The organism is Ammoniphilus sp. YIM 78166, assembly GCF_004522215.1.
Taxonomy (GTDB): Bacteria; Bacillota; Bacilli; order Aneurinibacillales; family RAOX-1; genus YIM-78166.
In genome coordinates this window covers 34,934-47,060 of the sequence record NZ_SDLR01000006.1, presented here as the reverse complement: position 1 = coordinate 47,060, position 12,127 = coordinate 34,934, and the positions used below count along the sequence as shown (strand labels likewise).

General features: G+C 41.9%; 15 protein-coding genes, 1 pseudogene and 1 riboswitch. Of the genes and pseudogenes, 12 read left to right on the top strand and 4 right to left on the bottom strand.

Annotated features, from left to right (window positions below; translation table 11 throughout):
* Positions 1 to 6: 6 nt before the first annotated feature.
* Both EIZ58_RS25000 and EIZ58_RS24995 read right to left on the bottom strand, forming a co-directional pair.
* Entirely contained in the window at positions 7 to 201 is a 195-nt protein-coding gene (locus tag EIZ58_RS25000; protein WP_134703701.1) for a hypothetical protein, read from the bottom strand.
* 11 nt (positions 202 to 212) lie between these two features.
* A riboswitch (cyclic di-GMP riboswitch) is annotated at positions 213 to 304 on the bottom strand.
* A gap of 107 nt (positions 305 to 411) precedes the next feature.
* Positions 412 to 846 (bottom strand): copper amine oxidase N-terminal domain-containing protein, encoded by a 435-nt coding sequence (locus tag EIZ58_RS24995; RefSeq protein WP_167577946.1) that lies wholly within the window; start codon positions 844 to 846, stop codon positions 412 to 414.
* A gap of 151 nt (positions 847 to 997) precedes the next feature.
* Here EIZ58_RS24995 and EIZ58_RS24990 point away from each other — a divergent pair, with 151 nt between their 5' ends.
* The 10 genes and pseudogenes from EIZ58_RS24990 (at position 998) to EIZ58_RS33830 (ending at position 8,644) form a co-directional block, all read left to right on the top strand.
* Positions 998 to 1,444 (top strand): CBO0543 family protein, encoded by a 447-nt coding sequence (locus EIZ58_RS24990; protein ID WP_134703699.1) that lies wholly within the window; start codon positions 998 to 1,000, stop codon positions 1,442 to 1,444.
* A 218-nt stretch (positions 1,445 to 1,662) separates the two neighbouring features.
* Positions 1,663 to 1,886, top strand: a pseudogene (locus EIZ58_RS24985) (LexA family protein); the annotation flags it as partial.
* Between the two features lie 4 nt (positions 1,887 to 1,890).
* Complete coding sequence (locus tag EIZ58_RS35245; RefSeq protein WP_370297808.1) at positions 1,891 to 2,139, top strand: group II intron maturase-specific domain-containing protein; 249 nt, start codon at positions 1,891 to 1,893, stop codon at positions 2,137 to 2,139.
* A 1,191-nt stretch (positions 2,140 to 3,330) separates the two neighbouring features.
* Complete coding sequence (locus EIZ58_RS34940) at positions 3,331 to 3,465, top strand: hypothetical protein (protein WP_255438408.1); 135 nt, start codon at positions 3,331 to 3,333, stop codon at positions 3,463 to 3,465.
* Between the two features lie 546 nt (positions 3,466 to 4,011).
* A complete protein-coding gene (locus EIZ58_RS24975; protein ID WP_167577945.1) occupies positions 4,012 to 5,367 on the top strand; it encodes an ATP-dependent helicase ComFA in 1,356 nt (451 codons plus the stop codon).
* Positions 5,364 to 6,041: a ComF family protein gene (locus EIZ58_RS24970; protein WP_134703697.1), complete on the top strand. Its 678-nt coding sequence runs from the start codon at positions 5,364 to 5,366 to the stop codon at positions 6,039 to 6,041. The genes EIZ58_RS24975 and EIZ58_RS24970 overlap by 4 nt, the downstream gene beginning before the upstream one ends.
* A 316-nt stretch (positions 6,042 to 6,357) precedes the next feature.
* Positions 6,358 to 6,756: a hypothetical protein gene (locus EIZ58_RS24965; protein ID WP_240689411.1), complete on the top strand. Its 399-nt coding sequence runs from the start codon at positions 6,358 to 6,360 to the stop codon at positions 6,754 to 6,756.
* Positions 6,757 to 6,882: 126 nt separating this feature from the next.
* Positions 6,883 to 7,020 (top strand): hypothetical protein, encoded by a 138-nt coding sequence (locus EIZ58_RS33835; RefSeq protein WP_167577944.1) that lies wholly within the window; start codon positions 6,883 to 6,885, stop codon positions 7,018 to 7,020.
* A gap of 280 nt (positions 7,021 to 7,300) precedes the next feature.
* A complete protein-coding gene (locus tag EIZ58_RS24960; RefSeq protein WP_134703695.1) occupies positions 7,301 to 7,846 on the top strand; it encodes a hypothetical protein in 546 nt (181 codons plus the stop codon).
* A 621-nt stretch (positions 7,847 to 8,467) separates the two neighbouring features.
* Positions 8,468 to 8,644 carry a hypothetical protein gene (locus EIZ58_RS33830; protein WP_167577943.1) on the top strand — a complete coding sequence of 59 codons (177 nt, stop codon included), beginning with the start codon at positions 8,468 to 8,470 and terminating at the stop codon, positions 8,642 to 8,644.
* A 33-nt stretch (positions 8,645 to 8,677) separates the two neighbouring features.
* Here EIZ58_RS33830 and EIZ58_RS24955 read toward each other — a convergent pair whose 3' ends face one another.
* Entirely contained in the window at positions 8,678 to 9,451 is a 774-nt protein-coding gene (locus tag EIZ58_RS24955; RefSeq protein ID WP_134703694.1) for an alpha/beta fold hydrolase, read from the bottom strand.
* 168 nt (positions 9,452 to 9,619) lie between these two features.
* On the opposite strand from EIZ58_RS24955, the gene EIZ58_RS24950 reads away from it, so the two are divergent.
* Entirely contained in the window at positions 9,620 to 10,639 is a 1,020-nt protein-coding gene (locus EIZ58_RS24950; protein WP_134703693.1) for an S-layer homology domain-containing protein, read from the top strand.
* A 39-nt stretch (positions 10,640 to 10,678) separates the two neighbouring features.
* Here EIZ58_RS24950 and EIZ58_RS24945 read toward each other — a convergent pair whose 3' ends face one another.
* Positions 10,679 to 11,584: a helix-turn-helix domain-containing protein gene (locus EIZ58_RS24945; RefSeq protein ID WP_167577942.1), complete on the bottom strand. Its 906-nt coding sequence runs from the start codon at positions 11,582 to 11,584 to the stop codon at positions 10,679 to 10,681.
* Positions 11,585 to 11,932: 348 nt separating this feature from the next.
* Between EIZ58_RS24945 and EIZ58_RS34935 the strand changes: the two genes are divergently transcribed.
* Entirely contained in the window at positions 11,933 to 12,061 is a 129-nt protein-coding gene (locus EIZ58_RS34935; protein ID WP_255438407.1) for a hypothetical protein, read from the top strand.
* Positions 12,062 to 12,127 lie beyond the last annotated feature (66 nt).

The following is a 12,127-nucleotide window of genomic DNA, read 5'->3' as shown; positions in this document are numbered from 1 at the left end:
CCTCCGCTAAGCGGACGGCCTTTTCAATCTTTTATTCAGGTGCTCGATTCGTTCGTTAATCCCTTGGATGGATTGATATAACTCCATTCTTTCACGCCAGTTCAACATGGGATCCATAACCGAGGTTTTCAGCTTCTCTTTTAGTTCAATGAGTTCATAAAGGCTTGTAATGAGTTCCAACCGTTCCAATTCTCGCTTCATAAAGGACTCCTTTCGGCAACCCGGCTGCCATGGTTGATCATACTTTAACTTTAGGCCCGTGGCTTTGCGTCTTCAGCTTTCGGTGAATTTGCCTATTTTTCGAGGTTCTAAAAAAATTTTACCATAATAGAAGGAACATGGAAACGGGTGGAAGTTGTCGTGTTCATTCTGAATTTGTAGAAAGTTGGCTAGAAGGAACCTGGGTTGTGATTAATTTTTAATACCAATATACACCGTCTTGGTAGGTTGATCCCAGAATAAAGGCTCCTGAAAGGACTCAGCCAAGAACCGGACGGGCAGGAAGGTCCTCCCGTTCACAATCAGTGGGGGAACATCCAGCTTGACAGGTCGGTTGTTTACATGTGCAACATCATGACCAATTCGCATGGTAATCGTGACCCCCGCTCGGTGTAAGATGACTTTATTTTCATTTCCTTGCCATTCAACACTTGCTCCAAGCCCTTGGGAAATGTGTCTGACAGCTGCTAAGGTACGCCCATCTTGAATAATGGGATCGACATCGAAGTGAATCTGATTGGAATTCACGATTACCTTCACTTTATCATCGTTGGCCATGACCACACCTGAAAAGCCAAACAAAAGGGTAAGCGCCATAAGGAAAAACGAGAACCATTTGGTTTTCATGAAATCCTCTCCTCTTTTAAGTTTTTTCATCAGACTCAATAAAACATTCGATCTATTTTGCTTTTTTTGATGGTTGACGAGCTCAAATGATTTGGATATTTATGTAACAATCGTACAAAATATTGGAGGTGGTGGAAGGAGGCATTGACGGATGATCTGGTTTCCGATTCTGACGATCGCGGTAAATCTCGTATTTATTTGGTTCATGCCCAAAAGAATGACGCGCAAGGAAATCTACACGACCTGGGCCTTACTTTCTATGCTGTCCCTCACTGTAGATACCTTGTTTGGACATTCAGGGGAAATTACGCTTCTGCATTTTCAAGAAGAGGGTCTACAAATTAGTGATTTGCTATTTGAAATCATGCTTGCTCCATCATTCGGAATCATCTTTTCAAACTATATGCCAGAACAACTCGGGGCGTTTATTAAATATACGGTTTACTGGACTGCTTTTTCAACGTTATATGAATGGGTTACCGTACAGATTGATTTTTTAATCTACCAAGGGTGGAAGCTTTGGTATTCGACCGTTATCTATGTCATTACCTTCTCGTTCATTCGCTGGCATCTGTATTTTCTTCGGACCTCGAAGTAGTGTATATCTTGGATAGCCCTGGGTAAATTAGTTAGACTACGCACAGTGATGAGGTATTGCGTTTTTACGTAGGGTGCAAGCTTTAAGGCCCATCTCGGAGAAAAAACGCGGACCATCTATTGACCCAATTGGCATTGATACGTCCGTTAAAGTTATCCCCACAGCTATGTAGCTGTGGGGATTTTGAATCATCGTTCATTGTAATTACCTCTTGAAATATAGGAACGTTCGTTTTGACATTATCTATATTTGATTTCATCAAGCAGGTAGTGAAACAGAAGGGCTATCCACCATCAGTTCGAGAAATCGGGGAAGCGGTTTAGCCTCTAGTTCCACAGTCCATGGTCATTTAGCTCGGCTGGAGAAGAGAGGCTTTATCTGCAGAGATCCAGCGAAACCAAGGGCCATTAGGGTTATGAATATTGGAGAAACTGAATCAATACCTAATGGGATGGTCAGGGTATTTTCGTTTGGCCGACACTAGAAGTGTGTTTAAAGCCCTTGATGAATGGATTCGCAGAAGACTTCGCGCGTGCCTCCTCAAACAATGGAAGAAGCCCGTAACGAAAAGAAGAAACCTTGTACGATTGGGAATTCCCAAGGACTGGGCCTCACTCATCAGCAGATCGCGAAAAGGCCATTGGCGCCTAGAAAAAACTCAACAAGTAAATAAAGCCCTTTGGCCTCGCTTTTAGTCGTGAAGTTAGGGAGTTTTATGTGAAGGATTGCAAGTATGCTAGGCCTGGGCAGTTCCTTGATGATAACAGCAAGAACACTAAAGAGGTCGTATCGAAAAAATAAAGGGTGCGTTTTGGACAAAAAATAAGAGCCGCATGATCAGCGGCAAGGTCAGGAAATTATTGACGTACAAGCACAACGAATCCAGAAACACTTGTCGTTCTTCGATTACAAGCGATCGAGAATCCATTTCTCAAAAGACATCTCACAGCAGGAATAGCTCTTCTTCCAATCCCTAAGAGGTTACCACAAGGGCTTGAACTTCCCACAACGCTAAATTGCACTATGGTAAGTGGGGATCTAGGTTGTAGAGGATTCCGCTGCCAAGCTATAAAGACAACGTCGGCAGGTCTTGGAATAGTGGGTAATTGGGGCATGATAACACCTCCTTTTAGTTTCCCTATATAAGAGATGCAATAAAAAGGTGATTTGAAACGGGCAAATGCTCATACAACGCAAATCAAAAGTTTAAGTTTTGACCCAGAGGGGATTATTGGGGGAAACTAGGGAAAATACAAAAAAGCCCAACAATTAGGCTGGACCTTTTTCCATAGTTCGATTATGGGGCTAACAATAACATCGCTAATCCTATTGCACAAAAGACCTATTTATAGGAGTTAAAGAAAGGTAGTTTTAAATACGCTTTTTCTTTTAAAGGCAGGGTCATGGTTATCAACTTATACTCTTCAATGTACGGCTTAATATTAACTCGAGTCAAATCAAACAAATAACGTTCACCCGTTTTACGATGTTCTATAACGACCATCCTACTTTTATCCATAAAATGTCACCTCAACTTAAGATTATGCTAGGTGCTTTGTACTTAATTCGTCAATGTTACTACAAAAACAACTGAGGGAAGTATTGCAAAGGCAATTACGAAAGCGATCGACCTGCACTGAAATGATATCAGAGAGGATCTTCCCCCTTTGGATTGGAGGTGGTTTTTTATGAATAATAGTGCCTTTCTGGATAATAAGGATAACCCTGGGTAAATTATTTATGATAAATTTGCCGTGGGGAGGAACTGAACAATGAACACTAATCTTGAAGAAAAATTATCCCAGCTATCGTAGGCTACAGCAAGCATTGAAACTACGCACAGTGATGAGGTGTTGCGTTTTTACGTAGGCAAAGCCCTAGATGAAATGATGAAACTGCAAGCATTAGGGCCCATCTCGGAAAAAAACGCCGACCATCTATTGACCCAATTGGCATTTGATTGCTTTCGCGTAGGTTACGTGGCTCATGAAGAAAAAGTTAATAAAGTACCTTTAATGTAGAAGCGGAGATTTTATTTATTTGGACAAAAATTGGTAATAATTCGCTCATAAATAACGATTATAATTTTTTAGCAAGAGCATCCGATTTTTCTCTCAATCTCAGTGAAACCCCCTTTAAAGCTTGCTACGGCAGGCTTATTTTTTTCCAAAAAAACAAAACAAAGCGCACCAAATAAATGCTGCGCTTAATTCAATTGAACTAGTGAAATGATCAATGATAGTACTGTTATATTATGGGAGATGTTTCTCCCATAGCACAATTTCCTATTCCGGCATCTTCCCATCGACCGTCTTCACAAATTTCCCAGGTTCCATTAGGGCCACATCTTTTATCACCCTCTGTACAAGTGGGTTGTGCAGGATCATTATGCGTTTGCTTTTGGCCGTCCATCATTATTTCCTCCTTTCTATCGTCTAAAGTTAGTTTGATGTAATAAGGACGAATTATTAGCTCAACTTTCACGGCTGATCAATGTGTTCAATCTGAAAGCTCATTTTGTGTAGTTCTGCACCTGTGCTATGCTAAAGGAGAAAGGAGGGGAAGCTATGGAATCTATTATCCCTCGTGGTAGAGCCTTGCTCGCCGAAGAGCTGCAAACCTTTTGTAAGGAAGGGTGGGAAGATGCCATTCAGGACCTGCATCAGCAAGGGAAGGTGCAAATCCTTCCGGGGGTCAACCTACAGGAGAAGAGATGCAATCGGTGCGGTCAGGAGCAGTTGATCTTTTCGGATTGCCACTCCTGCCAGCAACCCTGCGCCTACTGTCCATCCTGTCTACAGATGGGAAGAAGCAAGGCATGTACTAGCCTTTATTATATACAGGATGAAAATCTTACCGAGAAGCTCCCCATCCCTGCCCTGGAGTGGACCGGGAAACTCACCCCGGCACAACAAGAAGCCTCTGACCGAGCCGCCGCCCTACTCGATTCTCAAGCCCAAGAAATCCTGCTCTGGGCCGTATGTGGAGCAGGAAAAACAGAGGTGACCTTCCATCCGATTGCTGAAGCTCTTCTTCGTCAGCAGCGAGTCCTCCTCGTGACCCCTCGTAAGGACGTCGTCCTCGAATTAGCCCCTCGTTTCCAACATGCCTTCCCGGCAGCCCGCATCATTGCCCTTCACGGCAAAAGCAAAGAGAAATGGGAAGAGGCCCACATTACCTTATCGACCACTCATCAAGCGATCCGTTTCTATCAGAAATTTAACTTAATCATTATAGATGAGGTGGACGCGTTTCCTTATCATAACAATCCGATGCTTTATTACGCTGTACAGCGTGCGAAAAAGCCCCATGCCAATCTGATTTACTTAAGCGCAACTCCACCCGATTACCTTCGAACGAAGCCCCATGTGCGCATCCCTGCTCGCTATCACCGAAAGCCTCTCGCCGTTCCGAAACTCTTGATTGATTCCGCCTTGTCTAAAGTCCTTAGAGAAGGAAAGGACTATAGTTTATTTAGGCAAATCTTACATTTCATAGAGCATCACCGGAGACAAGCCTTCTTTTTTGTCCCGTATATTGAGGGAGTAGACAACTTAGTTAATCAACTAATTAAATTATGTCCATCTATTACAATAGAGGGAACCCATTCCCGAGATCATGCGAGGGAAGAGAAAGTAAAGCGGTTTAGACAGGGAGACACCCGAATTCTCGTAACGACCACCATTATGGAGAGGGGAGTTACCGTCCCTAAAACCGACGTCATCGTCGTTCAAGCTGATGCTCCCATTTTCGATGAGGCTTCTCTCGTGCAGATTTCAGGGAGAGCGGGACGCTCCGTTCAGGATCCGATTGGACATGTTCTCTTTTTAGCCCAAGAGAAAACAAAAGAAATGAAGAAGGCCGTAAAACATATCCAAGAAATGAATCGTATTGCCAAGAGAAAGGGATTGTTAGATACATGAGACTGATTACGAATCTTTTGTTTCCCCAACCGTCATCCTGTGCCTTATGTGAGCGTAAAGCCGCACAAGGGCTCTTATGCCGGTTATGTCAACAAGATATTGAGATGATAGATGGACAGCATTGTGAACGATGTGGCAGGCCTCATGAGGGCCTCTGTGATGATTGTGTCGGGCGCCCGGAAACGTTTTTTGTTATGAATCGAAGTGCGGTCCGTTATAACGAGAAAATGAAGGAGGTCATGAGTCTCTATAAGTTTCGTGGACAAGAGACCCTTGCTCCTTTGTTAGCGGATTTGCTCATCCCGGCTTTTACGAGATATTATTCTTCTCTTGCTGTTCAAGCAATTACGTTTGTCCCCATTCATGAGCAACGGTTAAAGGAAAGAGGTTTCAATCAAGCTCAACAGCTTGCTTTTTTGCTTAGCCTCAAAACCAAGGTACCGGTGATTAATCTCCTAGAGCGCAACCGCATGACCGAAAAGCAAAGTAAGCAGCATCGTTCAGAGCGATTACATAGGCTTGAGCATGCGTTTAGCTTGCGGCCAAATCCTCCTTCTTTAGGGAATGTTCTTCTTGTGGATGATGTTTACACGACGGGAAGTACTGTAAATGAGTGTGCGAGAGCACTTGCCAAGGCGGGGATGAAGGTGTACTCCCTAACGGTGGCGAGGTAGGAATCTTGTAAGTTAGGTAGCAGGGGTTGAACGGATTATCGTAACTGACATGGTCGTTTTTATTTTGACCAATCCCGATGATTTTTAAATTAAGAAAACAATATACTTTTTGTCTCAATGGATAAACCCTCAAAAGAAATTGCACCCTATAGTTATAATATGGAAGGGTGGGCATGAAATGTCGCAGAAGAACCAATGGATAATCAGTATTTCAATGGTATTACTTTCATGGCTTACACTCCCTTTACTGGGGAAACGAAACATCAAGAGGTTTCTTCCGGCATCGATACTCATTGTCCTAATAGAAGGACTCCATGTGCAAATGGGAAAAAAAAGAAAATGGTGGTTTTTTTACAATAAGCCACACTCCTATCTATCGGGAGAATTTCCTTTTAATATTGGTCCACACTTAGTGGGATCGCTGTGGATACTTAAGTGGACCTACGGAAATTTTAAACGATTTATTATGTTAAATGCGGTCATTGATGCCGTGTTTGCTTTTCCTGTATTAAGATTACTAAGAAAAATGAGGGTTGCAACTTTAGTTAAGTTTAACGAATTTCAGTTTTTTATTTACATTTTTTCAAAAGCCTTTTTACTTTATGGGTTTCAATATTTTGTTGAAAAGAAATTTAGCTCTAAAGATAATAAAAACTATAATCAAGAGCGAATTCAGGATGCTGAACAAGAAAGAACGGTTATATCGAACCATTAATTTTCCAATAAAAAATAACCTCATTTCTGAAGGTTGATTGAGAAGGAGTGGAATTGGTTTCTTTAATTTCGACAGAGGGAAATTTCATATTGAGGAAACAATAACATTACGAAGGAGGTGTGTTGGATGAATATTATAGATGGGATGGATTCCGCAAGGTTTAGATCAGAGAACGACCCTAATAACAAACAAAGAGAAGAGCAATTAAAGAAAGAAGAAAAGGAAATGCCAATGGTTTTAAGAAATCTTAAAAATGGGTCATAGTAGAGGCCTCACGGAGTATCGCATTGATACTCCTCTTTTCTTTTTCAATAAACGAATATGTATTGAAAATCTCATGGATATCCAGTACGGTTGTAGCTTATAGTGGGGAGGGTGGGTCCATTGTTGAAAATCCTCTTGGTTGCTTTTTAGATTAGATCATTCGGGGATTCACCAAGGATGATCTTCTTGTTTGAGCTAGCCGAAACCAGTTATGCTAAAAAACTAAGTATTAAACTCCTCCTTTAATATCAAAATGAAAATAAGGAAGGGGGCTTTTACATTGGAACTAGAAAAATTAATTGAGAATCTGGACTTTGCAAAAGGTGTATGGCTTCCAATTTTGTTTGGGATAATTGTTTTTCTATTTGCTTTATTTATGCCCAAAAGAATAAGTTGGAGAGATATTTATGTCACTTTTGGTTTGATTACGGGTTTAGCTTGGATGTTGGATGTTTTTATAGGAGCGATAATAGACTCTTTTGATTTAGGCGAACCACAAGCGATAGGGATTGGAGATATAATTTCTGTTGGCATAATCCCTTCGTCACTAGCTGTCATCTTCTTGAATTATTATAAATCGGAGAAAAAGTGGTTTCATGTGATTTTATTTTCAGTCATATCAGTGGCCTTTGAATGGGGTAGTGTACAAGTAGGTTTCATGAAATTGCATGGCTGGAACACTTGGTGGTCGATTCCAGTATATCTGTTCATGTTCGGATTTTATCTGCCTTGGCATTTGAAATTTATAAGAGGTGCATATAATGATGATGGAAATTCGGATCGTAAATTTAGTCTTAAATTAAACGGGAAAGAAAAAGCACGGTAATAAAAAGAAGTTAAAGATCCTCTTCGAATGATTCCTTGTATAACTTCTTGCTGCAATCTAAATTACCTCCAATAATTGATATACAGAGGTAATACCGCCAATAATGATTGGAAACCACTGGTTCTTGTATACCAATCGACAATACTCATTTTGTTGAAGCTAACGGGATGATCTTTAATTTTTAATCAAATTGATTTCAATGTAACTATAGTTGAAGTATTTCCCGAAGTAGATTACTGGAACTAAAGTTCAATTCCTGATAAGAAAAGAGCCTAGGTTATTTTCTAGGCTCTTAATTATTGAAATTGAATATGTTGTGACGACGGGAAGCACGGTAAATGAGTGCGCCAGAGTACTGGCCCAGGAAGGGATGAAGGTGTACACCCTTACGGTGGCCAGGTAGAATTCTTGCAAGTTGGGGAGTTTTTCTTGCAAGTTTGAGCAATAATCTTGCAAGTTGCACTGGTAATCTTACAAGTTTGAACAGTAATCTTGCAAACTCCTAAATCCACTCTAAAAAAATTGTCCTATTCTGCCGAAAAAAAGAGTAAAGTGTATTTCCTTTACAAGGATTTTCTAGTATCTTATACATAGAGAAGTAGAGAGAGTTAGGGGAGAACAATGGGAAGATTTAAAGGTTATTCTTTTCTTGCAACTATATTCTTTGTCATTGGCTTTTACGTGTACCATGTTCGCGAGTTTGGTTCGGATTCCTTAGTTACCCTATTAGCTTTAGCCAGCTGCATATCGTTTGTTATCTTCCTCGTTCTTTTTATGAGAGTTGGAAGGCAAGTGTAAAAGAACAGCCTGAGTCTTCCAGGCTGTTCTTTTCTATCTGGAGATAAAGCCCTCCACTAATTCATTAAATAGCTTTGGTTTTTCCACATTGGGTAAATGACCGCAATCGGGGATCACGGTCAACTCAGCATCCATTAATCGGCGATGGATATCCTGAGAGCAAGCCAATGGGATGAATCGGTCGCGCTCGCCGTGCAGGATTAAGGCAGGGGCAGACACGTTCGATAAAAGATGGCGTTGATCGTACTCCAGGAGTGAAGTGAAAAGTTTATACATAAAGTCCAATTGGTTATCCAGAATCCCTCTATGAAAACCTTTGGCAATGGCTCCTTGAGGATCCAATCCCATTTCATCAATGACGGTGTTTACCCAGCGCTCAGGTCCGTTGGGTTCATAAATCAAGTCGAAAATCGCCTTTCGCCGGCGCTTTTCGTCCTCATCCAATCCCACAAATGTGTCCGCCACCACCAGCTTCTTCACGTGATCCGGATAGCGAGCAGCAAAATCAAGGGCCACTCTCCCACCCATGGAGATCCCACATAAATAAATTTCATCTAACTGTAGCTCTTTTACCAGAAGTTCATGCAGTAAAACATGGTAGTCATGAAAGGTTAAGACATCTCCCCCAGCGGATTTCCCATGTCCGGGTAAATCAATCGCAAAGACCTGATAATTCTGCTTAAAATAATTCCGCTGATAAAGCCAATTGATGGAGTTCCCGCCTAGGCCGTGAATGAAGAGGAGGGGAGCACCTTCTCCTTCTCGGGTGTAGTGAATCTCAAATCCTTCATATGTAAAAACTGGCATCTCTTTCACCTCCACTCATATTGTACAGATACTTGATGAAAAATCCAAATCCAAGAGGATCCAAGAGCTAAGGTCGAAATATAGGAAAATAGGTCGATTGTCCATATCACTCTCTTGTAATATAGTATATTCATAGACTACCAAGAAACTAAGAGGAGAACCACATCGATGAAACGCATTCTAGCCACATGTCTTTCAACCATTCTCGCTTGTTCTCTGTGGGGTAATATCGCAGTAGCGAAGGAATACAAATTTCAAGATGCAGCACAACTGCCGTGGGCTGCCACGAGCATTGAGAGACTTTATAAGGAAGGCATTATCAAAGGCATGAGCGATACACAATTCGCCCCGAATGCTCCCCTAACCAGAGGTCAATTTGCGGCCATGCTCGCCCAACTCTCAAAAAAACCGAATTTACATAACGAATTCCCGTTTGAAGACGTACCTAAGAATCAATGGTTCTATGAACCAGTAAAAAAAATGTACAGCCAAGGTTTAGTCAAGGGCACAAGTGCCAACCAGTACTCGCCGGATCGCAACGTAACGAGGGAAGAGGCCATCGTGATCCTAGCACAAACGTTTGATTCAACGTTTGAGGGCCAGTACAAGCTTTCTTTTCGCGATCAAAGCTCCATTAGCTCCTGGGCTCAGAATAGCGTAAAGGGCCTCGTAGCACGCGGTCATTTGGATCTTTTTAAAGATCGCCTCGAACCGAAAAAGGCCATTACAAGAGCCGAAGTGGCCGTCATCCTTCATCAGATCTTGTATGGGGCACCAGAACCTTACGTGAAGCCGAAATTAACCTCCCGTTCCTCCGAGTTATTAGATCAACGCTTAAACCGAACCGTCCAATCCGTGCTTGGAGTCCCTTATAAATTTGGTGGCACGACCCCTAAAGGCTTCGATTGCAGCGGCTTTACCAGCTATGTTTATGGTCAGCTGGGCGTCGATCTGCCTCGCGACTCACGCAGTCAATTTGGGGTGGGCACCAGCGTATCCATGTCCGAGATGGAAAAGGGGGATCTCATCTTCTTTGATACCGGAAGTGGGGTAATCTCCCATGTTAGCATCTACTTAGGCAATGATAAAATTGCCCACGCCACAAGCACAGGCAAGAATACACGTATCGACGACATTGATTGGTATGTGAAAAATTATCGAGTAGTCGGCGTGAAGCGAGTAATGTAGAGTATAAGCTCAATCTCCTTGAACTAGGGGGTTGGGCTTTTATAATTTTAATTCCTTGACCTTTTTTTCCGCGTAGATCTTGTACTCATACTTCTCATAGGTTTCAAACAAGACAATCGACCGTTGGATGTGGGAGCGGGCTTCTTCTTCATTTCCGGTATAGTACTGACTTAGCCCTAACTGGTAGGTTGCTTCACCAATGAGTAGAGCACTCATGCCATCTTGGGAACGTTTTTTGGTCTGATAACAATACTGAATGGAGTCTTGGAAGTTTTCTAGCTGGTAGGTAACAATGGAGAGGTTATACAGAATGCGAGTATGAATCTCTTGGGATTTGGTGCTTGGGTTGCTCCGAGGATGAGGTGTAATGAGCTTTTGGGCTTCTAGTAACGCATGTTTCGCTTTTTCCAACTGACCTTGATGAATGTAAAGAATGCCAATACTATTCAGGGTTTCCGCCATCTTTTCCTTCTGCTTCGTTTGCTCACCGATCGCCTTAGCGGATTGAAAATGGTGATAGGCTTTCTCGTAGTCTTGATAAAGCTCCAGCTGTAAAATGCCTTCTATTCTCTCCAAAAAAAGCTTTTCCCTTGGATGCTTGAAAAGAGGACCAGAAGCGGCTTGATTGCGGTACTTCTGCAGCATTTTGAATTGGTCCTTCAGGAGCGCATTTTCCATCTTCTCCATCAGATACCCTCTGTTCTCATATTGCTGATAATCGAGTTGCTGATCAGGTTCATCTAGTAATTCCTCAATCGACAGCATGGTGAAGCCATACTTTCGGGATAAATAATGGAGTTCCTCCACAGTAGGAGCAGATTCCCCTTTCTCAATCCGGCTAATCCTCGATTGGCTGATCATTCCATCCTTCTCAATTTGAATTTGAGTGTACTCAGCTTCCTTCCGCAGCTTTCGTAAATACTGTCCTAACAAGCAATTGTTCATTCCATACCCCTCCATAAATAACGGATATTCACAGCGCTTACTTGAAAATATGACATTTGTAGCTATATTTCAACAATCTTTTTATTACAATTTTGTGAAATCTTCATCAGTTAAGCTTCAGCTTAAAAATGATGCGCTTTTTACTACCAAGCTAAAATTTCATAGGGGTTTGAATTAGTGACGAAAATATGCAAAAATCGCATAAAAATATAGAGGACGACAAAAACAGTCAAGAATTGGCAAGTGAGGATACATGTAACCTAAGAAAATAGTCCTAAATCAGCTTTTGTGATATGAAAATAGTCTGGTATCCTTAGGTCATCAGATAGAGAAAGGAGGAGCCAGATCATGACAAAATGGATATTAGGCATTTTTCTTTTCGGGGTCTTAATCCTCGGACAAGTCCAAGATACCAGCCAATACGCCTTCGAATCCCCCGGAACTGAACAACCAGAAAATCTCCCGCCGAAGCACTAATCCTATCCTTATATCCCCCAGCGAAAGAGACTTCAATTCTCTTCCAAGCCCCGACCGGGGTAGACA

Bases quoted from the DNA above. Each gene is read 5' to 3' on its own strand.
- EIZ58_RS34940 (WP_255438408.1), top strand. From the start codon at position 3,331: ATGATGAAACTGCAAGCATTAGGGCCCATCTCGGAAAAAAACGCCGAC.
- EIZ58_RS33835 (WP_167577944.1), top strand. From the start codon at position 6,883: ATGAATATTATAGATGGGATGGATTCCGCAAGGTTTAGATCAGAGAAC.
- EIZ58_RS25000 (WP_134703701.1), bottom strand. From the start codon at position 201: ATGAAGCGAGAATTGGAACGGTTGGAACTCATTACAAGCCTTTATGAA.
- EIZ58_RS24970 (WP_134703697.1), top strand. From the start codon at position 5,364: ATGAGACTGATTACGAATCTTTTGTTTCCCCAACCGTCATCCTGTGCC.
- EIZ58_RS34935 (WP_255438407.1), top strand. From the start codon at position 11,933: ATGACAAAATGGATATTAGGCATTTTTCTTTTCGGGGTCTTAATCCTC.
- EIZ58_RS35245 (WP_370297808.1), top strand. From the start codon at position 1,891: ATGGGATGGTCAGGGTATTTTCGTTTGGCCGACACTAGAAGTGTGTTT.
- EIZ58_RS24990 (WP_134703699.1), top strand. From the start codon at position 998: ATGATCTGGTTTCCGATTCTGACGATCGCGGTAAATCTCGTATTTATT.
- EIZ58_RS24955 (WP_134703694.1), bottom strand. From the start codon at position 9,451: ATGCCAGTTTTTACATATGAAGGATTTGAGATTCACTACACCCGAGAA.
- EIZ58_RS24975 (WP_167577945.1), top strand. From the start codon at position 4,012: ATGGAATCTATTATCCCTCGTGGTAGAGCCTTGCTCGCCGAAGAGCTG.
- EIZ58_RS24950 (WP_134703693.1), top strand. From the start codon at position 9,620: ATGAAACGCATTCTAGCCACATGTCTTTCAACCATTCTCGCTTGTTCT.
- EIZ58_RS24995 (WP_167577946.1), bottom strand. From the start codon at position 846: ATGAAAACCAAATGGTTCTCGTTTTTCCTTATGGCGCTTACCCTTTTG.
- EIZ58_RS24945 (WP_167577942.1), bottom strand. From the start codon at position 11,584: ATGAACAATTGCTTGTTAGGACAGTATTTACGAAAGCTGCGGAAGGAA.
- EIZ58_RS33830 (WP_167577943.1), top strand. From the start codon at position 8,468: ATGGGAAGATTTAAAGGTTATTCTTTTCTTGCAACTATATTCTTTGTC.